We start from the raw sequence: 21,955 nt of genomic DNA, 5'->3' as shown, positions 1-21,955 counted from the left end.
GGAGGCGTGCCCGTCCGAATCTCGCGTGCGCTGGACGTCGCACGGCGTAACGGTCCAAGTCCGACCGGGCACCGCGGCATTCCCGATGCGTCCGCCCTGATGTCTCGGGGCGTCACCGGGTCCAGCGGTACTCGTACTCCGGCCGCCCCGGACCGCTGTGCCGGACGTCCTTGTCCGCCTGACCCGCATCGACGAGGTGCTCCAGGTACCGACGCGCCGTGACCCTCGACGTGCCCGTGGTCGACGCGACCTCGGTGGCGGAGACCCCGGCTCCGGCCTGCACGAGCGCCTCGCGGACGGCCTGCAGGGTCTCGCGAGCGATGCCCTTCGCGAGCTCCGGCTGTCCCGCCGGTCGCAGCGAGCCGAGGCTCTCGTCGATGTCCGCCTGGGTCAGGGTGCGACGGTCGTCGAACCCACGCCGGAACTCGCGGTACGTGGTGAGCCGATCGGCGAAGGTCCGGTAGCTGAAGGGCTTGACGAGGTACTGCACGACCCCGAGCGCGATGGCGTTCCGGACGCCTCGGGCGTCGTGCGCTGCCGTGACCGCGATCACGTCCACCGCCGACCCGGCTGCGCGGAGGGCACGGACCAGCTGCAGACCGTGGGCGTCGGGCAGGTTGAAGTCGAGCAGCACGAGGTCCGGTGCGTGTGCTGCCACGGCGGCGAGCGCCTCGCGTCCGTCGGCTGCCGTCGCCACGACGACGAACCCGTCCAGCCGACGGACGTACGCGGCGTGCGCCTCGGCGGTGAGGGGCTCGTCCTCGACGACGAGGACGCGGATCGGATCGGTCACACGCGGGCTCCCCGCGGCGCGAGCTCGATCGTGAAGGTACTGCCGCCGGAGCCGGTGTCGACGGCGACCGAACCGCCGAGGCGAGCGACCGTCGACCGCACCAGGTCCAGCCCGAAGCCACGTCCCTCCGGGCCGGCCGCCTTCGTCGACCACCCGCGCCGGTACGCGGACTCGACGTCCACGATCCCGGACCCGTTGTCCGCGACGACCACGCGGGTCGTGCCGTCGGTGGTCGCGACGGTCACCCGGACGAGCGGTCGCCGGACGGTGTCCTGCTCGTCGGCACCGCCGGGGCCGCACGTCTCGGAGACCGCGTCGATGGCGTTGTCGACGAGGTTCCCGAGCACGGTGACGACGTCCCGTTGGTCCACCGGCACCCGGTCGGCGAGGCGCCCGGTGTCGACGACGAGGTCGACGCCGCGCTCGCGTGCCTGTGCCTGCTTGCCACGCAGCAGGGCGATGACGACCTCGCGCGGGGAACCCGACGGGTCGGAGTCCGCAGTGTGGGCGTCCGCGACAGCCGCCGCGGTCGGGTCCGCTGCCCGCTCGATCTCGTCCGACGCGAACCGGATCGCCTCGTCCACCCGGCCGAGCTCCATCAGCGCGACCACGGCGTGCATGCGGTTCGCGAACTCGTGCGTCTGCGACCGGAGCGCGTCGGTGAGGGTCCGGGTCGCCGCGAGCTCCCCGGACAGGTGCAGCAGCTCAGTCTGGTCCCGGATCGTCGTGACCGTGCCGAGCGGCTTCGTCGACGTCCGCGCGAACGCCAGCTCCTGGTTGACGATCAGGACCCGGTCGGCGGTCTCGTGGACCTCGTCGACGGCACGGTCACCCGACCGCAGCAGCGCGCGCAGCCCGTCCGGCGCGTCGAGCGCGTCGACGGGGATCGGCTCCTGGTGGTCGTTGGGTGCCGGCAGGTGCAGGAGTTCGGCGGCACGGTCGTTGTGCAGCACGATCCTCCCGGAACGGTCCACCACGACGAGACCCTCGTGCACGGAGTGCAGCACCCCGGAGTACGACGCGAACACGCGGGCGAGCTCCTCGGGTCCGCGTCCCGCCGTGACCCGGTCGAGGTAGCGGCTGAGCAGCCACGTGAAGAGCGCCGACACCGCCACGACCACGGCGGCCAGCCCGATGACGCCCACGAGTCGCGGGACGAGCGCGTCCGTGATGTTCGCGACCGTCACGCCCGCGGCGACGAGCCCGACGACCCGCCCGTCGTCGTCGGTGATCGGCGTCACCGCGCGGACGGACGGGCCGAGCGTGCCGGACGAGGTCTCGGTGAAGGTCCCGCCCGCGAGGGCAGGAGCGGTCGTGCCGAGGAACGGTCGGCCGATCTCCGACGGGTCGGGGTGCGTGAACCGGGTGCGGTCCGGAGCCATGATCGTGATGAAGTCGGTGTGCGTCCGGCGCATCAGGTCGAGCGCGTACGGTTCGAGCTCGCGCGACGGATCCGGACCGGTCACCTGGTCGACGACGAACGGGTTGCGGGCCACGGACACCGCGACCGCGGTGGACTTCTCCGCCGCGCTGGACTCGAGGTCGGCCCGGGCGGACCGCCAGCTCCAGAGCCCGCCGACCGCGACGCCGACGACGACGAACAGCAGCTGCAGCGCGAAGAGCCGCCGTGCGATGCTCCATCGTCTCGGTGCCACTGCTCGACCCTCCTCGCGTCGTTGCGGGAGCACCATTCTGACGCACGGGACGGGATCCCGCTGCGGCGCCGTGAACGCTATGAACGCAAATCCCCCGATCGTCCCGACGTGCACGAGTGTGGGGCCGTGCTCCCCAGCACGAGCCGACCGGAGCGATGGTGCCCCGGTCCTGACGACAAGGAAGTCTCATGGCCTCACTGCGCACGTCTCAGCCCCGCACGTCGCGGCGCCGCGGCATCGACCGCTCCCACTGGCTCTACATCGCCGTCGTCGTGGCCGTCCTCGCCGGCGTCGTCGTCGGGCTCACCGCGCCCGACTTCGCCGTCGGGCTGAAGCCGATCGGCGACGGGTTCATCGCCCTGATCCGGATGATGATCGCGCCGGTCATCTTCTGCACGATCGTCCTCGGCGTCGGCTCGATCGCGAAGGCGGCGACGGTCGGCAAGGTCGGGGGCCTGGCGCTCGGCTACTTCATCGCGATGTCCACGTTCGCGCTCGCGATCGGCCTGGTCGTCGGCAACCTCATCCACCCCGGCGACCACCTGGACCTGTCGAACGCCACCTACGAGCCGCCTGCGTCGACGTCGGCCACGGAGGACGCCTCCTCCACGAGCGGGTTCCTGCTCAGCATCATCCCGGCGACACTCGTGTCCTCGCTCACCAGCGGCAGCATCCTGCAGACCCTGTTCGTCGCCCTGCTCGTCGGCTTCGCCCTGCAGGCGATGGGGTCGAAGGGCACCCCCGTCCTCACCGGCATCCGGCACATCCAGGCGCTCGTGTTCCGGGTGCTCGCGATGATCATGTGGGTCGCCCCGGTCGGTGCCTTCGGCGCGATCGCCGCGGTGGTCGGCGCGACCGGCGTCTCGGCGCTCGTCGCCCTCGGCACGCTCATGGTCGCCTTCTACATCACGTGCGCGGTGTTCATCGTCGGGGTGCTCGGCACCCTGCTGCGGATCGTCACCGGCATCAACATCTTCCGCGTCATGAAGTACCTCGGCCGGGAGTACCTGCTCATCGTGTCGACGTCGTCCAGCGAGGTCAGCCTGCCCCGCCTGATCGCGAAGATGGAGCACCTCGGCGTCTCCAAGCCCGTCGTCGGCGTGACGGTCCCGACCGGGTACTCGTTCAACCTCGACGGCACCGCCATCTACCTGACGATGTCCTCGTTGTTCATCGCGAACGCACTCGGCACCCCGCTCGACATCCCGGAGCAGATCTCGCTCCTGGTCTTCATGATCATCGCGTCGAAGGGCGCCGCGGGAGTCACCGGCGCCGGCCTGGCCACCCTCGCCGGCGGACTGCAGGCGCACCGCCCGGACCTCGTCAACGGCGTCGGCCTGATCGTCGGCATCGACCGGTTCATGTCCGAGGCACGTGCCCTGACGAACTTCACCGGCAACGCCGTGGCGACCCTGCTCGTCGGCACCTGGACCCGTGAGGTCGACAAGGACCAGGTCGAGCGGGTCCTCTCCGGGGCCGCGCCGTTCGACGAGCGCACGATGTCGGCGGACGACCACGGCGCCGCCCCCGTCACGACCGCGGGCACCGGGGACGAACGGATCTCCACCGAGGCCGTCCGCACGATCGTCGGAGCCGACGAGGACCGAGCGGCCCGCGCCGAACGCCGCTGACGGACCGACCTGGACGCCGACGAACCTGCGCACGGCGGGGTCCAGGTCGACCACACCCCGCCCCCACCTCCCTTCCCATCCCCACGAGGAGATCGCCGATGATCACCAACCCCACCCGGACGCCGGGCTCCCCCAACGTCGTCCCCGGATCCCCCCGCGTCGCGCTCGAGTCCTGGGTCGCCCGCGTCGCGGCGCTCACGGAGCCGGACCGCATCGAGTGGTGCGACGGCTCGCCCGGTGAACGGGACCGCCTGACCGCGATGCTCGTCGCCGAGGGCAAGCTCATCCCGCTCGATCCCGAACGGCGCCCCGGTAGCTTCCTCGCCCGGTCCGACCCGGACGACGTCGCGCGGGTCGAGGGACGGACGTTCACCTGCTCAGCGACCCCGGAGGACGCCGGTCCGACGAACCTCTGGCACGACCCGGACGCGATGCGTGCCGAGCTCGACGGGGTGTTCGCCGGGAGCATGCGCGGTCGGACGATGTACGTCGTGCCGTTCTCGATGGGGCCGGTGGACGGTCCGATCTCGCAGGTCGGCGTCGAGCTCACCGACTCCGCCTACGTCGTGCTGAGCATGGCGGTCATGACCCGGCTCGGTGACCGGGTGCTCCGCACGATCGACGCCGGCACGCCGTGGGTCGCGACGGTCCACAGCGTCGGGCACCCGCTACGGGACGACGACGGCGTGCTCCACGACGACGTCGCCTGGCCGTGCAACGAGACGAAGTACATCGTGCAGTTCCCCGAGACCCGCGAGGTGTGGTCGTACGGCTCCGGCTACGGCGGGAACGCCTTGCTCGCCAAGAAGTGCTTCGCGCTCCGGATTGCATCGGTGATGGGCCGCGACGACGGCTGGCTCGCCGAGCACATGCTGCTGATCCGGGTCACCTCGCCCGAGGGCCGCGCGTTCCACCTCGCGGCGGCGTTCCCGTCGGCCTGCGGCAAGACGAACCTGGCGATGCTCCAGCCGACGCTGCCCGGGTGGAAGGTCGAGACGATCGGCGACGACATCGCCTGGCTCCGGCCCGGTGCCGACGGCCGGTTGCACGCGATCAACCCCGAGACGGGCCTGTTCGGGGTGGCCCCGGGCACCGGCAGGAGGACCAACCCGGTCGCCGTCGACACGATCCGCTCGAACACGATCTTCACGAACGTCGCGCTCACGGACGACGGCGACGTGTGGTGGGAGGGACTCACGCCTGACCCGCCCGCCCACCTGGTCGACTGGACGGGAGCGGACTGGACGCCGGACCTCGGCACGCCGGCCGCGCACCCGAACGGCCGGTTCACCGTGGCGCTCGACCAGTGCCCCTCGCTCGCCGACGACGCCGACCAGAGCGTCCCCATCGACGCGGTCCTCTTCGGCGGGCGACGCTCCTCGAACGTGCCGCTCGTCGCGCAGGCCCCGACGTGGACGGACGGAGTCTTCATGGGGGCGACGATCTCGTCGGAGCAGACGGCCGCCGCCGAGGGCACGATCGGCACGCTGCGCCGCGACCCGTTCGCGATGCTGCCGTTCTGCGGCTACAACATGGCGGACCACTGGACGCACTGGCTCGACATCGGCGCGCAGCTCGGTGCAGACGCCCCGGCGGTCTTCCAGGTGAACTGGTTCCGGACCGACGACCGCGGCGCGTTCCTCTGGCCCGGGTTCGGCGAGAACACCCGCGTGCTCGAGTGGATCGTCCGGCGGATCGAGGACCGCGTCGACCGCCGGGAGTCGGCGATCGGGTGGCTGCCGGCCGTCGGTGACCTCGACATCGCGGGGCTCGGCCTCGAGCCGTCGCAGCTGGACGGGCTCTTCGCCGTCGACCCGGAGTCGTGGCTCGCGGAGTGCGACCTCACCGAGGAGTTCCTGCGGACGTTCGACGGTCGGGCGCCGGCGGTGTTCGACACCCTCTTGGCGACCCGACGCGCTGCGCTGCGAGCGGAGCTCGACGCTGCGGTCGAGCCCGCCCCCACGGTCGAGCCCGCCCCCGCGGTCGTCGCCAGCGGAGCCCTCCGGTGACCCCGACGTCCGCGGCCGAACGCCTCGCCCTCCAACGCGCCTGGACGGACCAGCTCGCCGCCGCCGAGGCGATGGTCCCGCTGATCGGCCGCCTCCACCGCCGCGACGACGTCGTGACGAGCGTCCACGGCAACCCACTCGTCGGGCAGTCCCCGGTCGCGGTCCTCAAGGCGCACCGAGCTACCCGCCGCATCGACGAGACCGAGGTCGGTGTCCACGAGACCCTCGCGATCCTGGTCGAGCTCGACACCCTCGGCCTCGGTTCGGCCTCGGTGGACCTCGCCGAGCTCGCCGTCCGCTTCCGGGCCGACCGCATCGGGACCGCGCTCCGTGACTTCCTCCAGGACGAACTCTTCCTCGCTCGCGGCACCGCGGCGCGAGGCAGCGACACGGTGCCGCACCCCGCACCCCGCGACGTCGTCCTCTACGGCTTCGGTCGGATCGGCCGGATGATGGCCCGCATCCTCCTGGAGCGCGCGGGCGAGCACGCCCCGCTCACGCTCCGCGCCGTCGTGGTCAAGCGCCGCGGACCCGACGACCTGCGCAAACGTGCCAGCCTGCTGCGCCGAGACTCGATCCACGGCCCCTTCGCCGGCAGCATCACGGTCGACCCGGAGCACGACACCCTGCTCGCGAACGGCACGTCGATCCAGTTCCTCTCCGCGGACTCCCCGTCCGAGGTCGACTACCGCGCGTACGGCATCGACGACGCGATCATCGTCGACACCACGGGTCGGTGGCGGGACGCCGACGGTCTCGCCCAGCACCTGCGCGCCCCGGGGGCGTCCCGCGTGCTGCTCACAGCGCCGGGGAGCGGGGACCTGCCGAACGTCGTGCACGGCATCAACCACGACGCGGTCGCGGACGCACCGATCGTCAGCGCGGCGTCCTGCACGACCAACGCGATCGTCCCCGTCCTCCGAGCCGTGTCCGATCGGTACGGCGTCCGGCACGGGCACGTCGAGACCGTCCACTCCGCGACGAACGACCAGAACCTCGTGGACAACTACCACCCGGCTGAGCGGCGTGGCAGAGCGGCGCCGCTCAACCTCGTCATCACCGCGACCGGCGCGGCGCGGGCAGCCGAGAAGGCACTGCCGGAGCTGCGCGGGCGGTTGACCGGCAACGCCGTCCGGGTGCCGACACCGAACGTCTCGCTGGCGATCCTGCACCTCACACTGGACCGACCGACCACCCGCGACGAGGTCAACGAGCTGCTCCGCCAGGCCTCGCTGACGTCACCGCTGCGACGGCAGATCGACTACGTCGAGTCGCCGGAGATCGTCTCGACGGACATCCTCGGCAGCCGTCGGGCAGGGGTGGTCGACGGCCTCGCGACCATCGCGGACGGGTCCGAGCACGTCGTGCTCTACGTCTGGTACGACAACGAGTCCGGGTACAGCCGGCAGGTGTTCCGGGTCCTGCAGGAGATGACCGGCGGTCGAGCGGTGTCCCTCCCCGCGTCAGCCGAGCGGTTCGCCCTGCGCAGTCTGCACTGATCCAGGAGGCGCGGTGCGGCCGGGTGCACCGGCGTCGGTCACCGCGGCGCGACGGGCCACGTGTGCGGTACCGAGCGCCGCGCTGAGGAACACGACCGCGAGGACCGCCCACCCCGGGGTGCCGAGGTCGATGGCGGTGACGGTGACCACCGTCGGGGCGACCATCGCGCCGATCGCGAACCCGGTGCCGTACACGCCCTGGTACGCCCCGACCCGGTCGGCCGGCGCCAGCTCGAAGCTCAGCGCCCAACCCGCGGCGCTCGAGGTGATCTCGGCGAGCGAGTGCGCGATCGCCGCGACGACGAGGATCCCGGCGGCGAACGCGATCGGCACCCAGTCATCGCCGCGCACCCACCCGGCCGCTGCCCACAGCCCGCACGCGAGCGCCATCAGCCACCCCGCGTACCGCATCACCCGCGCAGCGCCTCCGACCGTGTCCGTCCCGCGACTCATCCGGACCTGCAGGAGCACGACCGCGAGCGTGTTCACGAGGAGCAGGGGGGACACGAGGACGTCCGGTGCCACGGTGTGCTGCACGACCCACAGCGGCACCGCGACCTCGAACAACCCGAACTGGATGCCGAAGACCCCGGTGAGGACGGTGATCGTCAGGAACTGCACGTCACGGTAGGGGCTGCGGCCCTCGGGGTTCCGCACGACGACGGTGCCCGTGTCGGTGCGCTCGGCGGGCGCGGCGTCGACCCGCGCGGCGGGCAGGCCGAGCACGAGGACGGCCGACGCCAGGAAGAGGACGCCCGCGGCGACCATCGTCACCCGGTACGCCTCGCCCGTGCCGACGGCCAGCGGGATCGCCGCGACCGCGGTGCCGAGTCCGATGCCGACGTTCGTGACGGTCCGCATCGTGGCGCGGACCCGGACCCGCTCCTCCCCCGGGAACGCCCGACCGACCGCGGCCGAGCGGACCGAGCCGCCGCCCTGCTGTGCCAGCGTCACGACCGATGCCGTCAGGACGAGCGTCGGGAGGTCGTGGACGAGCACGTACCCGACGAGCGCGAGTCCCTGCACGACGTGCAGCCAGGCGAGCATCCGGCGCGAGCTGAACCGGTCCGCGAGGTGCCCGAACACCAGGGAGCTCGCGACGCCGACGGCTCCCGCGATCGTCAGTCCGAGCCCGACGACGACCGGGGCGATCCCGACGATGGTGGTGAGGTACAGCGTCGTCAGCGTGAAGAACGCACCGCGCCCGAGCGTGTCCACGAACGTGACGACGAGCAGCCGTCGGAGGGCCCGGTCGTCCCGGACGAGTGTGCTGAGCGGGACGCGTGGTGCGGTGGTGCCGTGCATGTCCCAGTTCTCGCACCGATGCGGCGGCCGGGACAACGGATGTAGCGTGGAGCTTCATGATCCGGTACCGACTCGAGCCGAGCGACGTCTCGGCGATCCGCTTCGGCATCTCGCCCCTCTCCGAGCTCGGTCTCGGGCTCCGGGCGTTCCGGGCGCCCGAGCGGTACCCGCTGCAGCAGCCCTGGCTCGACCGGATCGCTGCCGTCCGTCCCCTGCTCGACGACGAGGTCCTGCTCGGACTCGTGGACGAGCGCCGGTGGGTGGCCGACTTCGTCAACCCGCGACCCGCATCGCCGCTGACGTCGATCGACGAGGAGCTCCGGGCGCTCGGTCGGCTCCCCCGCGCGCGGATGCTCGCCGACCTGGAACGCGTGCACGGTACGGTCCCGCGGGTGTTCACCGGCCGGTACGAGAGCGTCGTCGAGCGGCTCCAGCACGCGCTCTCGACCGCGTGGGAGCTCTGCTTCGCACCGCACTGGGCACGGATGCGTGCGGTGCTGCAGGCGGACGTCAGCCACCGGGCGCGGATCGCGTCGCACGAGGGGATCGGCGCGGTCCTCGCCGGCTTGTCGGAAGCGGTCACGTACGACGGCACGCACCTCGACGTGCGGCTGACGAGCTCGGTCGCCCGCGATCGACCGATCGACGGTGAGGGACTGACCCTCGTGCCGTCGATGTTCGTCGTCCGCGCCTCGCTCCCGATCGACGACGAGCTGCCGCCGACCGTGATGTACCCCGCCCGCGGACAGGGTGCGATGTGGTCGACGTCGGACCACCCGGACGCGGGTTCGGTCCGGGACCTCCTGGGGGCGACCCGCGCGGCGCTGCTCGACGCGCTCGGGGAACCGGCGTCGTCGACCGACCTCGCGCTGCGGTTCGGGGTGTCGACCTCGGCGGTCAACCAGCACCTGCGCGTGATGGAGCGGGGCGGCCTGCTGAACCGGTCGCGGTACGGGCGGGCCGTGCTCTACTACCGGAGTGCCGTGGGAGATGCCCTGACCCGGACCTGACCGCCGGCACCGGGTCAGCGGTCGAACAGCCCGCCGAGGAAGTCGTTGCCGAGGTTCGACGCCTGCTCACCGAGCCCACCGAGGAGCTGCTCGCCCTCGCCCGCGAGTCCCTCGACACCACCGCCGAGGTCCCCGAGTCCGAGGTCGCCGATCCCGGCGGCGATGCCCTCGAAGTCGACGCCGAGGTTCGCTGCCTCGGCCAGCACCGGCCCCGCGGCCGCGCTGAGCACCGCGCCACCGGCGACCGCTGCGCCCAGACCGCCGAGCGCCATCGCACCGGCGCCGACCGCTGCCCCGCCGGCGAACGCTCCACCGCGGCCGCGCCCCGCCGATCCGCCGCCGCCCAGGACGCGTCGGACGAGTCCGGGCCGAGCGACCTCACCGCGGGTCATCGCGCGGGCCATCCCACCGGCGGAGTCGTCGCGGAGGTGCTCGTGCGGCGGCAGCTCGGAGTTCAGACGGTTGCGGATCTGCTGGCGCTGCGCGGGGGTGAGCCGGGCGAAGGCGTCGTGGTGGACCTGCTCGAGCTGCTCCGGCGGCGCGGTCCGCAGCAGGTAGTCGTACTTGGCGATCGCGACCTGATCGGAGTCGGCCGACCCGTGCTGCCGCTGGCCGTGCTGCTGCTGCCCGTACGGCTGCTGCTGCCCGTGCTGGGCCTGCTGGTTCCGGTCGTCCCCGGTCAGCTTGTCGGCCGCGCTCCGGACGATGTCGCGCCAGTCCGTCCCGCCCTGCTGCTGCCCGGCGCCGGCCGCGGGTCGCGCCTGCCCGCGCTTCTGGAGCTGCTTGTCGATGACCTTGCCGGCCATGCCGATGATGCGGTTGAGGTTCGCCATGCCCCAACCTTTGTGATCGCACATGTGAGCGCTCAGGAACGCCCCGGTGGATCGGCCGGAGATGTCATCCGAAGCCCCTGGGAGCGCTGACCCCCGGTCAGGTCAGGATGCGCGCGAGGAACGCGTTCCGGAACCGCCCGGTCGGGTCGAGGTCACGGGCGAGCGCGGCGAAGTCGGACAGCCGCGGGTACACCTCGTGCAGCCGCTCGGCACTCGCCGCCGACACCTTCCCCCAGTGCGGGCGGGCGTCGAACGGCGCGAGGACGTCCTCGATCCGCTCCACCGCGGCTGCCACCGCGCTCACGTCCCGCCGGAACGTGAAGTGGATGCCGACCGACTGCCGCTCCGAGGACGGCGCGAGCCACGCGGTGTCGGCGGCGATCGTCCGGACCTCGGCCGCGATGAGGATCGGCGTGAACAGCGACTCCAGGGGTCGGAGTGCCTGCAGAGCGTCGACCGCGGAACCGGCCGGCAGCAGGTACTCCGCCTGGATCTCCGCCCCGGTCGACGGCGTGAACGAGGACCGGAAGTGCGGGAGCCGCTCGGACCACGGCCCCGGAACGCCGCCCTGCTCGGTGACGCCGGCGGGGTCGTTCTCTCCCGGGTGCACCGGACCGTCGGCCGGACGGGCGCCGAGCGCGACGAGGTCGACGGCCGGTGCCGGTTCGCCCACGCGGTGCTTGACCCAGACCTGCCGGGCCCCGCGGTCGTCGAACGAGGTGAACAGCGACACCGAGTACGCGTCCGACACGACCTCGTCGAAGTGCTCCGCGACGGCGTTCCACGGCAGGTCGAGGTGCACGGTCGTGGCGACCTGGAAGGTGGGCTCGATCGCGAGCTCGACCGCGGTGACGACGCCGAGCGCGCCGAGCGCCACCCGGTGTGCGTCGAGGGCACCGTCCGGCGTCGACGCATCGACGAACGCCAGGTCTCCGGAAGCGCGGACGACCTCGAGGCCGACCACGGCCTGCGCGAGCGACGGGTTGCGCACGCCGGAGCCGTGCGTGCCGGTGGCGACCGCTCCGGCGGTGGAGATGTGCGGCAGGGAGGCGAGGTTCGCGAGTGCCCAGCCCCGCGCCTCCAGGCCCGCGGCCACCTGGCTGTGGATCATGCCGGCGGCGACGCGCACGACCCGGCGGTCCTCGTCGATGTCGAGCACCGGCGGCAGGTCCGCCAGCGACACCTGGAGCGCGTCGGTGTCGGCGATCGTGTTGAACGAGTGCCGTGACCCGAGCGCCGTCAGGCGCGGCGTCGACGCCACGAGCTGCTGCAGCTCGTCGACCGACGTCGGGCGCGCCAGGCCGGACGCCCGGTAGGTGACGTTGCCCGCCCAGTTCGTCCGCGTCGTCGCGCTCACGGTCACGAGCCTAGAACCCCCGGTCGAGACGGTGCCACGTCTGCTGGAGGCGCAGCTCGTCGCGGAACCCGCGCTCGGTGGTGTGCTCGTCGATGACGAGGAACTCCGTGCCGACCATGGTCGCGAAGTCCTCGACCGCCTGCAGGCCGACGGCCGTCGTCATGACGGTGTGGTGGGCGGCGCCGGCGGTGAGCCAGGCTTCCGCCGCGACGGCGAACGACGGGCGCGGCTCCCAGACGGCGCGACCGACGGGCAGCTTCGGCAACGCCGCGGTCGGCGGGACGACGTCCACGACGTTCGCCGTGAGGCGGAAGCCGTCGCGGGTGTCGGAGAGCGCGACCACGACGGCCTCGCCGGCGTCGGCGGTGAAGACCAGGCGCACCGGGTCGTCCTTGCCGCCGATGCCGAGCGGGTGGATCTCGAGCGTCGGCTTCGTGGTGGTGAGGGTCGGCGAGACCTCGAGCATGTGCGCGCCGAGGATCTTCTCGGCACCCGGCGTGAGGTCGTACGTGTAGTCCTCCATGAGCGACGCGCCACCCGGGAGCCCGGCGCCGGCGACGTTCATCGCACGGACCAGGACGGCGGTCTTCCAGTCGCCCTCGGCACCGAAGCCGTACCCGTCGGCCATCAGTCGCTGCACGGCGAGGCCGGGCAGCTGCTTGAGCGTGCCGAGGTCCTCGAAGTTGGTGGTGAAGGCGGCGGACCCGTTCTGCGCGAGCAGGGTGCGGAGCCCGATCTCGATCGCGGCGCCGTCGCGGAGGGACTGGTGGCGGTCACCGCCGTCACGGAGCGACGGGTCGACGTCGTAGTCCTGCTGGTAGGTCGCGACGAGCGCATCGACCGCTGCCGTGTCGGCTTCCGCCGAGGCGACCGCCTCGGCCAGCTCGTTGACGGCCCAGGTGTTCACCTGCACGCCGAGCTCGATCTCCGCCTCGGTCTTGTCACCCTCGGTGACCGCGACGTACCGCATGTTGTCGCCGAACCGGGTGAGCTTGAGCTCCCGCACGGCCGCGGCACCGGCGGCGGCGCGGGTCCAGTTCGCGACCCGCTGCTGGACGCGGGGGTCCGAGACGTGCCCGACGGCGGTGGCGTGCCGGACGCCGAGGCGCGCCAGGGCGTACCCGAACTCCCGGTCACCGTGCGCCGCCTGGTTGAGGTTCATGAAGTCGAAGTCGATGTCCTCCCACGGCAGCGTGACGTTCGCCTGCGTGTGCAGGTGCAGCAGCGGCTTCGTGAGCGCCTGCAGGCCGCCGATCCACATCTTCGCGGGGCTGAACGTGTGCATCCACGTCGTCACACCGATGACCCTGTCGTCCGCGCTGGCCTCGATGAGGGCGCGCCGGATGCCGTCGGCGTCCTTCAGCACGGGCTTCCAGACGAGCTTCACCGGCACGTGCGGCGCCAGCGTTTCCTGCACGTGCTTGCTCTGCGACTCCACCTGACGCAGGGTCTCCTCGCCGTACAGCCCCTGGGACCCGGTGAGGAACCAGACCTCGTAGCCCGCCAACGTCTCGGCGGGGTCGACGACGTGCGTCGCTGTGTCGTGGGTCACTGGAGTGCTCCTTCGGGGGTCTGTCCGTAGACGTTCTGGTAGCGATCGAAGAGTCGGTCGATGTCTGCTTCGGCGATCGGGACGACGTCCCCGCCCTGCTTCGCGATGTGCACGGTCCGGGCGACGTCCTCGCACATCACGGCGGCCTTCACGGCGTCCTTCGCGTCGCGGCCGATCGTGAATACGCCGTGGTTCTGCATGAGCACGGCACGGGAGCGGTGGCCGGCGAGGGTCTCGACGATGCCGTGTCCGATCGAGTCGTCGCCGATGATCGCGAACGGCCCGACCGGGATCGGTCCGCCGAACTCGTCCGCCATCGCGGTGATGACGCACGGGATGGGCTCCGCCCGTGCCGCCCACGCCGTCGCGTACGTCGAGTGGGTGTGCACGACGCCACCGACCTCCGGCATGTTCCGGTAGACGTAGGCGTGTGCGGCGGTGTCGGAGCTCGGCCCGTGGCTGTTGTCCCAGCCGTCGGCCGGCACCCCGTCGAGCGTGCAGACGACCTGGTTCCCGGGGGTCAGGTCGTCGCTGGACACGCCGCTCGGCTTGATGACGAAGAGGTCCGTGCCCGGCACCCGCTCGGAGACGTTGCCGCCGGTCCAGATCACGAGGCCGTAGCGGACGAGTTCGCCGTGCAGGCGGGCGACGCGTTCGCGGGTGGCGGCGACGGCCTGCTGGGTGTCGGTGGTCATCGGGTCGGCTCCTTCTCGGCCTGGAGGCGCGGCTCGCCTGCCGTCGTCGGCTCGGCTCCGGGGGTGGTCGCGCTGGCGGCGGCGCTGGCATTGGTGTCGGTGCTTGCGGGGGTCGCTCCGGGGCGGGTCGCGGCGGCGGCGACGTCCTGGACGGGCAGGGCCCGCCGGTAGCGCTCGAGGTACGTCTGGAACCCGTCGACGTCGGCCGGCTCGGGCTCGGCCACGTGCACGGCGTCACCCCCGAACACCGTGTCGGCGAGGAAGTCCGCCAGGTGCTGGTCGGTGTGCTCGAGGTAGGCGGCGAGCACCGCGATCCCCCACGCACCGCCCTCGCCCGCGGTCTCCTCGAGCGCGACGGGCACGCGGAGGGCGGCCGCGAGCAGGCGTTGCGGCGCGCCGGGCGTCCGGAAGAGCCCGCCGTGGGCCGTCATCCGGTCGACCTGGACCTCCTCGCCGTGCAGGACGTCCATGCCGATCGCGAGGGTGGCGAAGGCACCGTGCACCTCGGAGCGCACGAGGTTGCCGAGCGTGAAGCGTGCGTCCGGGGTCCGGAGCAGCAGGGGTCGGCCGTCCTCGACGTGCGTGACGGGCTCCCCGGCGAGGTAGTTGAAGGAGAGCAGGCCGCCTGCGTCGGGGTCCGCGTGCTCGGCTTCGGCCAGCAGCGTCGCGTAGACGGTGTCCATGTCCGGTGCCGTGCTGCCGGTGCGCTCGCTCGCGGCCTCGGCGAACCGGCCGAACACGCGCGCCCAGCTCGCGATCTCGCTCGCACCGTTGTTGCAGTGCACCATCGCGACGGCGTCCCCGGAGGGCGTGGTGACGACGTCGAGCTCCTCGTGCGGGGTCGCGAGCGGGTGCTCCAGCACGACCATCGCGAAGATGCTCGTGCCGACGCTGACGTTGCCCGTGCGCGGTGCGACGGCGTTCGTCGCGACCATGCCCGTGCCGGCGTCGCCCTCGGGCGGGCAGAGGGGAACGCCGGGGAGCAGAGTGCCGGACGGGTCGAGCCACGCGGCGCCCTCGGGGGTGAGGGCTCCCGCGTCGTCCCCGGCGACGAGCACCTCGGGCAGGAGCGCCCGGAGGTCCCCGACCCCGATCAGGTCCTCGGCCGTCCGGAGCATCGCGCCGTCGTAGTCGCGCGTGCCCGGGTCGCCCGGACCGCTGTCCGCCGGGGTGCTGTCGATCGGGAAGACACCGCTCGCATCGCCGACGCCGAGGACGTCCCGCCCCGTGAGCCGTCGGTGCACGTACCCGGCGAGGGTCGTGACGCTCGCGAGGCCGGCGACGTGCGGCTCGTCGTCGAGGACGGCCTGGTACAGGTGCGCGATGGACCATCGCAGCGGGATGTTGAACCCGAGGGCGTCGCTGAGTCGTTCGGCGGCGGGGCCGGTCGAGGTGTTGCGCCAGGTGCGGAACGGCACGAGCAGCTCGCCCGCGGCGTCGAACGCGAGGTAACCGTGCATCATCGCGCTCACGCCGGCGGCGCGGAAGGTCGTCGGGGTGACGCCGTACTGGGCCTCGACGTCGGCCACGAGGGCGGCGTAGGCGGCGCGGAGTCCGGTCTCGACGGCCTCGAGGGAGTACGTCCAGCGCCCGTCGACGAACTCGTTCTCCCATTCGTGGGCACCCGCGGCGATGGGGACGAGGTCCTCGTCCACGAGGCACGCCTTGATGCGGGTGGAGCCGAGCTCGATCCCGAGCGTGGTGCGGCCGTCCACGACCTGCTGCCTGCGGTCGTCGCCCATGCGTTCCTCCAGAACCTCGTCGTCCTCCGTGAGCGCTCACATCCTGGCACGTGAGCGCTCACTCCCGCAACGCCGCCACGCCCGCGCGCGCCCAGGTCGCACGAACCGCCGCTCGCCGCCGCCCCGCCCGGCACTTCGTGCGACCTGGACAGCTCGACCACGGCGAGTCGTACGACCTCAGCACGCGGACCCGGGCGCCGGCCCGCGTTCGGCGAGGTCGCACGAACTGCCGCCCGCCGCCGCCCCGAACGGCAGGACGTGCGACCTGACCGAGCGGACCACGGCGAGTCGTGCAACCTCGGCCCGCCCGCCCGCCCACCCGCCAGCTGGCGCGCCGCGCGGGGCCCTACGCGCCGACGGTGCTCTCGCGGACGACCAGGGACGGGGTCACGGTCGCGGACGCCGCAGCACCCCCGTCGATGAGGTCGAGCAGCGCCCGACCAGCCACGCGCCCGAGCTCCTCGAGGCGCAGGTCCACCGTGGTCAGCGGCGGCCGGCTCGCGAGCGCCATCACGTCCCAGTCGTCGAACCCGGCGACCGCGACGTCGTCCGGCACGGACAGCCCGAGCTCGCGCAGTCGATCACACACGCCCCGCGCGATCTGGTCGCTCCCGCAGACGATCGCGTCCACGCCGAGGGCACCCGACCCAGACGCCGCCTCGACCCCGGTCCCGGTCCCCGCCGACGCGAGCCCCACGCCCCGCGCCAGCACGTCCACCGCCTGCCGCCCCCACCGCTCCGACCACTCGCCGTACAGCGGTTCGGCCACGAGGCTCGCGCCGAGCACCTCGGTGGCCCCGTACACACGCCGGACCGCCGACCGGTGCCGCTCGGGCCCCGTGACGATCGCCACCCGCCGTCGCCCGGTCGACAGCACGTGCGCGGCGACGGCCGCCGATCCGGCGGCGTCGTCGAGCGTGACCGACACGTCGTCCGGGTCGGTCGAGGGCGTGAACGCGTACACGACCGGGATCGGCACGTCGATCGGCGGCCGGGCGTCGGCGGAACGGCCGGTCACGATGATGCCGTCGACCCCGCGGGCGGCGAGCGAGCGGAGGTAGTGGGCCTCGCGGACGTGGTCGTCGCGGGTGTCGCACAGCAGCACGGCCATCTGCCCGGCGGAGAGGGCGTCCTCAGCGCCGAGCAGCACCGGGATCGAGAACCGGCCGAACGAGTCCGTCGTGATCATGCCCACCGTGTAGGTTCGCCCCGAGGAGAGCGCGCGGGCCCGGGCATCCCCGACGAACCCGAGCTTCTCGGCGGCGTCCTTCACCCGGGCGCGCGTCGACTCCCGGAGCTGCCCGGTGCCGTTCAGTGCCTTCGAGGCGGTGCCGATCGACACGCCGGCGAGCGCCGCCACGTCGGTGATCCGGACGGTCCGCCCAGCGCGCTCCAGTGTCACGGCAAACCCCTTTCCGGATGCGGGAAACTGACCATGACTATACGCAGGATGTGAGAAGACGCCCTTGCGCGCCTCCAGATCGTGTCGTAACGTCCTCCGCAGAAACCGTTTTCCGGAACCATCACGGGACCGGACCCGGCCTGAGTCACATCGCAAGGAGGCGACATGACCACCACGCTCGCGACCGACAGCCGCGCGCACACCGCGACCCCGGTCCTCCCGACCGCGGACGCGCACCTGACGCTCCGTCCGCTGCCCACGGGCGACGCCCGGATCACCGGCGGCTTCTGGGCCCTCCGACAGGAGCGGAACGGCCGCGACGCGGTCCGCGGCGGGTACGCCCTGCTCGAGACGGCCGGGAACTTCCGGAACCTCCGCATCGCCGCCGGCCTCGAGGAGGGCGACGCGACCGGCCCGATCTTCATGGACTCCGACGTGACGAAGTGGCTCGAGGCCGTGGCGTGGGAGTACGGGCGAGCCCCCGCCGACGACCTGCTGGAACTCCAGCGCGAGGTCACCGCCCTGTACGCCCAGGCGCAGGCCGACGACGGCTACCTCGACTCGGTGCAGCAGATCCGCGGGAAGGGCGAGCGGTACACGGACCTCAAGTGGAGCCACGAGATGTACTGCGCCGGACACCTGTACCAGGCAGCCGTCGCACAGCACCGGGCGACAGGCGACACCGGGCTGCTCGACGTCGCGATCAAGAGCGCGGACCACCTCGTCCGCACGTTCGGCGACGGCCCCGGCAAGGTCCGCGACATCGACGGCCACCCGGTGGTCGAGATGGGGCTCGTCGAGCTCTACCGTGAGACCGGCAACCGCGACTACCTCGACCTCGCGCACTGGTTCGTCGACGCCCGGGGCACCGGCATCATCGAGCGCGCCGGCGGCGAGCCGACGTACTTCTCCGACCGGGTCCCGAGCCGGCAGGCGACGACCGTCGAGGGCCACGCGGTCCGCGCCGTGTACCTCGCGGCCGGCGCCGTGGACGTCGCGATCGAGACCGGTGACACCGAGCTCCTGACCGCGAGCGAGACGCAGTTCGCGGACATGATGGCCACGAAGGCGTTCATCACCGGCGGCCTCGGCGCGCGCTGGGACTGGGAGGCGTTCGGCGACCCGTACGAGCTCCCGACCGACCGCGGGTACGCCGAGACCTGTGCGGCCATCGGCGGGATCCAGTGGGCCTGGCGCCTGCTCCTCGCGACCGGGAAGCCCGTGTACGCCGACGCGATCGAGCGCCTGCTGTACAACGCGTTCCTCGCGGGCGTGAGCCTCGCCGGCACCGAGTACTTCTACGTCAACCCGCTGCAGCAGCGTGACCACGCGCACCAGGACGAGAACCGCTCCCCCGCGCACGGCCGCCGCGGCTGGTTCGACTGCGCCTGCTGCCCGCCGAACATCATGCGGACGTTCGCGAGCCTCGACGGCTACCTCGCGACGGCGACCGACGGCGGCCTCCAACTGCACCAGTACGCCACGGCGACGCTCGGCCCGGTCGACGTCGAGACCGGGTACCCGCACGACGGCCGCGTGGTCGTCACCGTCACCGAGGACGGCCCGCTCGCCCTCGGCCTGCGGATCCCGTCGTGGTCGGACACCACGACGGTGCAGGGGCCGGACGGCACGGCCAGCCCCGCCGCGGGCACACTGCACGTCATCGACCGCGAGTGGACGGCCGGCGACACCGTCGAGCTCGTCTTCGACACGACGCCGCACCGGTACGTCGCCGACGCCCGGATCGACGCCGCACGCGGGCAGGTCGCCATCGAGCGCGGACCGCTCGTGTACGCGGTCGAGCAGGCGGACCAGCAGGGCTTCACGGTCGACGACCTGACGGTCGACGCCGACGCGCCGATCACCGAGGATCGCCAGGACGGGCTCCTCGACGGCGTCGTCACGCTGCGCGTCGCCGGACACGCCCCGGCCGAGCACGCGCAGGCAGCGTGGCCGTACCGCCGACTGGACGGTCCAGGAGGAACGGATCACGCAGGTGCGGCGACCAGCGTCGACGACGCGGCCGGGTCCACGGCGGCCGCCACGCGCCTCCAGGACGTCACCGCCACCGCGGTCCCGTACTACGCCTGGGCGAACCGCGGAGCCGCGCCGATGCGCGTCTGGCTCCCGCTGGCGCGGTGACACGATGGACCGCAGAGCGTTCCTCGCCGGCGGTCTCGCCGGCGGGGCGGCCCTCGCCCTGGCGGGGTGCTCCGGCACCCTGCCGAAGGTCGACGCACGCGTCGCGAGCTTCGGCCGGAACACGACCGGCACCGTGCACGTCTGGTGCCGGTCCGCGACGCAGGCCGGACTGACGGCGGCCGTCGCCGGGTTCAACAAGGCGAACCCGAAGCTGCAGGTCGAGCTGACGCCCGTGCCGGACGGACAGTACGTGACGAAGCTCGCGACCGCGATCCGTGGTGGTGAGCCGCCGGACGTCGTGGACATCGACGACATCAACTCGCAGCTGTTCATCTTCCGCGAGGCGTTCGCCGACCTCACCGACGTCGTGAAGGGGCTCGACTACTTCGACGCGATCTCGCCAGGCCACCTCCGGCTGCTCGAGTACCGCGACCGGTACTACGGGCTGCCGTACCTGGCGGACAACTCGCAGTTGTTCGTCAACACCGAGCTGTTCGACCGGGCCGGCCTCGACGTCGAGGACGCGACGAAGAACCTCGACTCGCTGCTCGCCGCCGCGAAGGCGATCCGGAAGACCGGCGACGACGTGTACGGGTGGTCGATCTCGGGCAACGCCGCGGGCATCATCGGGTTCGTCACGCAGCCGCACGTCTGGGCCACCGGCGTCGACATGATGTCCGGCGAGGTCGGCAAGCAGACGGCGAACATCACCGGCAACGAGGCGCTCGAGCGCATGCTCGAGTTCTACCGGCAGCTGTGGAAGGACGGCGTGCTGTCGAAGGCGACCTACGCGGACGCCGGGACCACGTGGGGCGCCGACTTCCGTGCCGGCAAGGTCGGCATCTTCCCGACCTCGTACGGGGCGACCGTGCCCGCCGCGACGAAGGCGATGCGGGCGAAGATGCAGACGGTGCTCATCCCGTCGTGGGACGGCAAGCGGTCGTTCTTCGACGGCGGCGACAACATGTGCATCCCGAACGGGGCGGCGAACCCGTCCGGGGGCTGGGCGTTCATGCAGTACGCGAACGGTCTGCAGCAACAGCAGGCGCTGCCGGACGGCGGGTACTTCCCGACCCGGTCCGACGCCGCGACGCCCGCGTACCGGAAGAAGTACCCGCTCGCCTTCGGTCCGCTCGACGCGATCGAGAAGGGGTACGCGCCGCAGACGCTCGCGTACAACCTGCTCGTCAACCAGCCCTCGTCGCCGTACTTCGCGATGTTCCGCGAGGCGGTGTTCGGCTCGGGGGCCGCTGCGGCCATGAAGACGGCGCAGTCGGACTACACCCGCATCCTCGACCAGGTCCAGGCCTGAGCGACCGTTCGCCCGTTCGCTCGTTCGCTCTTTGCACAGAGAGGTGCAGACATGACCACCGTCTCCAACCGACGGACCGGCGTCGGCCGTCCGACCGTCGGCCGTCCGACCGTCGGCCGTGGCGTCAGCCGCCCGGGTCCGTCCCGGAACTCGCTCACGCACCCGCCGCGCACCGGCGCCGTGCTCGTCACCCCGGCGATCGTGTTCGTCGCGGTGTTCGTCCTCGCGCCGCTGGTGTTCGCGCTCTACATCTCGTTCACGAACTGGCCCCTGATCGGCCCGTACCGGTTCATCGGGCTGCAGAACTACCTGACGCTGTTCCAGGACCCGACGTTCGTGCACGCCATCGGGTACACGCTGCTCTACACGGCGATCGTGACGGTGCCGATCCTGGCGCTCGGGTACTTCCTCGCCGTGCTCATCCGGGCCCGACGGCGCGGGTCGACGTTCCTGCGCACGGTGTTCTTCCTGCCGTACGTCGTCGGGCTGACCACGCTGTCGTTCATGCTCGTGCTCGAGGCACAACCGAACTCCGGCGCGGTGAACATGGTGCTGCGCTGGCTCAGGATCACCGACGGCAGCACGGCGTGGCTCGTGAACGGCCCGCTCGCGACGCTGCTCATCTGCGTTCTCGTCGTCTGGGCGGTGTCCGGGCTGACGATGGTGCTCGTGATGTCCGCCATGCAGGGCATCCCCGACGAGGTGTACGAGTCCGCGCAGCTCGAAGGGGCCTCGTGGTGGCAGACCGAACGCCTCATCACGATGCCGATGATCCGCTCGACGCTCGCCCTCAGCGCGATCATCTCGGTCATCGGGTCACTGCTCGCGTTCAACCAGTTCTACATCCTGACCCAGGGCGGGCCGGGCACGGAGACCACGACGATCGTCAACGCGATCTACAACCGCGGCTTCGTGAACCTGCAGCTCGGCGCGGCGACCGCCGAGTCGATCGCCCTCGTCGTCGTCATCGCCGCCGTCACCGTGTTCCAGTTCTGGGCACTGCGAGAGAAGGACTGAG

At 72.2% G+C, this 21,955-nt stretch carries 16 protein-coding genes; 7 read left to right on the top strand and 9 right to left on the bottom strand.

The window, feature by feature from the left end:
* Nucleotides 1-112 precede the first annotated feature (112 nt).
* Both ACEN8D_RS16060 and ACEN8D_RS16055 read right to left on the bottom strand, forming a co-directional pair.
* Nucleotides 113-793: a response regulator gene (locus tag ACEN8D_RS16060; protein WP_413399433.1), complete on the bottom strand. Its 681-nt coding sequence runs from the start codon at nucleotides 791-793 to the stop codon at nucleotides 113-115.
* A complete protein-coding gene (locus tag ACEN8D_RS16055) occupies nucleotides 790-2,448 on the bottom strand; it encodes an ATP-binding protein (RefSeq protein ID WP_413399432.1) in 1,659 nt (552 codons plus the stop codon). Before ACEN8D_RS16055 ends, ACEN8D_RS16060 begins: the two co-directional genes overlap by 4 nt.
* 188 nt (nucleotides 2,449-2,636) lie before the next feature.
* On the opposite strand from ACEN8D_RS16055, the gene ACEN8D_RS16050 reads away from it, so the two are divergent.
* The 3 genes from ACEN8D_RS16050 (at nucleotide 2,637) to ACEN8D_RS16040 (ending at nucleotide 7,587) form a co-directional block, all read left to right on the top strand.
* A complete protein-coding gene (locus tag ACEN8D_RS16050) occupies nucleotides 2,637-4,079 on the top strand; it encodes a cation:dicarboxylate symporter family transporter (protein WP_309886261.1) in 1,443 nt (480 codons plus the stop codon).
* 98 nt (nucleotides 4,080-4,177) lie between these two features.
* Nucleotides 4,178-6,088 (top strand): phosphoenolpyruvate carboxykinase (GTP), encoded by a 1,911-nt coding sequence (locus ACEN8D_RS16045; protein ID WP_495601068.1) that lies wholly within the window; start codon nucleotides 4,178-4,180, stop codon nucleotides 6,086-6,088.
* Nucleotides 6,085-7,587, top strand: coding sequence for a glyceraldehyde-3-phosphate dehydrogenase (locus ACEN8D_RS16040; RefSeq protein ID WP_413399335.1), 1,503 nt, complete (start codon nucleotides 6,085-6,087; stop codon nucleotides 7,585-7,587). The genes ACEN8D_RS16045 and ACEN8D_RS16040 overlap by 4 nt, the downstream gene beginning before the upstream one ends.
* Here the strand turns inward: ACEN8D_RS16040 and ACEN8D_RS16035 are convergent.
* Nucleotides 7,552-8,892 (bottom strand): MFS transporter, encoded by a 1,341-nt coding sequence (locus ACEN8D_RS16035; RefSeq protein ID WP_309780195.1) that lies wholly within the window; start codon nucleotides 8,890-8,892, stop codon nucleotides 7,552-7,554. The two genes, ACEN8D_RS16040 and ACEN8D_RS16035, sit on opposite strands and share 36 nt — an antisense overlap.
* Before the next feature lie 56 nt (nucleotides 8,893-8,948).
* Here ACEN8D_RS16035 and ACEN8D_RS16030 point away from each other — a divergent pair, with 56 nt between their 5' ends.
* Nucleotides 8,949-9,902, top strand: coding sequence for an ArsR/SmtB family transcription factor (locus ACEN8D_RS16030; RefSeq protein WP_309886258.1), 954 nt, complete (start codon nucleotides 8,949-8,951; stop codon nucleotides 9,900-9,902).
* A gap of 14 nt (nucleotides 9,903-9,916) precedes the next feature.
* Here ACEN8D_RS16030 and ACEN8D_RS16025 read toward each other — a convergent pair whose 3' ends face one another.
* The 6 genes from ACEN8D_RS16025 to ACEN8D_RS16000 form a co-directional block, all read right to left on the bottom strand.
* Nucleotides 9,917-10,735, bottom strand: coding sequence for a hypothetical protein (locus ACEN8D_RS16025; RefSeq protein WP_413399334.1), 819 nt, complete (start codon nucleotides 10,733-10,735; stop codon nucleotides 9,917-9,919).
* Nucleotides 10,736-10,832: 97 nt separating this feature from the next.
* On the bottom strand, nucleotides 10,833-12,092 hold the full coding sequence (locus tag ACEN8D_RS16020; RefSeq protein ID WP_413399333.1) for a D-arabinono-1,4-lactone oxidase: 1,260 nt from the start codon (nucleotides 12,090-12,092) through the stop codon (nucleotides 10,833-10,835).
* Nucleotides 12,093-12,102: 10 nt separating this feature from the next.
* On the bottom strand, nucleotides 12,103-13,644 hold the full coding sequence (gene araA / locus ACEN8D_RS16015) for an L-arabinose isomerase (RefSeq protein WP_413461480.1): 1,542 nt from the start codon (nucleotides 13,642-13,644) through the stop codon (nucleotides 12,103-12,105).
* Nucleotides 13,641-14,339 (bottom strand): L-ribulose-5-phosphate 4-epimerase, encoded by a 699-nt coding sequence (locus tag ACEN8D_RS16010; RefSeq protein ID WP_402716503.1) that lies wholly within the window; start codon nucleotides 14,337-14,339, stop codon nucleotides 13,641-13,643. The genes araA and ACEN8D_RS16010 overlap by 4 nt, the downstream gene beginning before the upstream one ends.
* Nucleotides 14,336-16,081: a xylulokinase gene (locus ACEN8D_RS16005; protein WP_413399826.1), complete on the bottom strand. Its 1,746-nt coding sequence runs from the start codon at nucleotides 16,079-16,081 to the stop codon at nucleotides 14,336-14,338. Before ACEN8D_RS16005 ends, ACEN8D_RS16010 begins: the two co-directional genes overlap by 4 nt.
* 346 nt (nucleotides 16,082-16,427) lie before the next feature.
* A complete protein-coding gene (locus tag ACEN8D_RS16000) occupies nucleotides 16,428-17,483 on the bottom strand; it encodes a LacI family DNA-binding transcriptional regulator (RefSeq protein ID WP_413461481.1) in 1,056 nt (351 codons plus the stop codon).
* Between the two features lie 165 nt (nucleotides 17,484-17,648).
* Here ACEN8D_RS16000 and ACEN8D_RS15995 point away from each other — a divergent pair, with 165 nt between their 5' ends.
* Genes ACEN8D_RS15995 through ACEN8D_RS15985 form a run of 3 tightly spaced genes read left to right on the top strand, consistent with a single transcriptional unit; the run spans nucleotide 17,649 to nucleotide 21,954 of the window.
* Nucleotides 17,649-19,625 (top strand): glycoside hydrolase family 127 protein, encoded by a 1,977-nt coding sequence (locus ACEN8D_RS15995; RefSeq protein WP_413399360.1) that lies wholly within the window; start codon nucleotides 17,649-17,651, stop codon nucleotides 19,623-19,625.
* 4 nt (nucleotides 19,626-19,629) lie between these two features.
* Nucleotides 19,630-20,937: an ABC transporter substrate-binding protein gene (locus ACEN8D_RS15990; protein ID WP_413399359.1), complete on the top strand. Its 1,308-nt coding sequence runs from the start codon at nucleotides 19,630-19,632 to the stop codon at nucleotides 20,935-20,937.
* A 51-nt stretch (nucleotides 20,938-20,988) separates the two neighbouring features.
* Entirely contained in the window at nucleotides 20,989-21,954 is a 966-nt protein-coding gene (locus ACEN8D_RS15985; protein WP_413399358.1) for a carbohydrate ABC transporter permease, read from the top strand.
* Nucleotide 21,955: the final 1 nt, after the last annotated feature.

The organism is Curtobacterium sp. Curtsp22, assembly GCF_059492135.1.
This window is presented reverse-complemented; position numbering and strand designations above follow the sequence as displayed.

Coding starts and splice junctions, on each gene's coding strand:
- ACEN8D_RS15995 (WP_413399360.1), top strand. CDS start 17,649: ATGACCACCACGCTCGCGACCGACAGCCGCGCGCACACCGCGACCCCG.
- ACEN8D_RS16005 (WP_413399826.1), bottom strand. CDS start 16,081: ATGGGCGACGACCGCAGGCAGCAGGTCGTGGACGGCCGCACCACGCTC.
- ACEN8D_RS16030 (WP_309886258.1), top strand. CDS start 8,949: ATGATCCGGTACCGACTCGAGCCGAGCGACGTCTCGGCGATCCGCTTC.
- ACEN8D_RS16045 (WP_495601068.1), top strand. CDS start 4,178: ATGATCACCAACCCCACCCGGACGCCGGGCTCCCCCAACGTCGTCCCC.
- ACEN8D_RS16035 (WP_309780195.1), bottom strand. CDS start 8,892: ATGCACGGCACCACCGCACCACGCGTCCCGCTCAGCACACTCGTCCGG.
- ACEN8D_RS16025 (WP_413399334.1), bottom strand. CDS start 10,735: ATGGCGAACCTCAACCGCATCATCGGCATGGCCGGCAAGGTCATCGAC.
- ACEN8D_RS16010 (WP_402716503.1), bottom strand. CDS start 14,339: ATGACCACCGACACCCAGCAGGCCGTCGCCGCCACCCGCGAACGCGTC.
- ACEN8D_RS16050 (WP_309886261.1), top strand. CDS start 2,637: ATGGCCTCACTGCGCACGTCTCAGCCCCGCACGTCGCGGCGCCGCGGC.
- ACEN8D_RS15990 (WP_413399359.1), top strand. CDS start 19,630: ATGGACCGCAGAGCGTTCCTCGCCGGCGGTCTCGCCGGCGGGGCGGCC.
- ACEN8D_RS15985 (WP_413399358.1), top strand. CDS start 20,989: ATGACCACCGTCTCCAACCGACGGACCGGCGTCGGCCGTCCGACCGTC.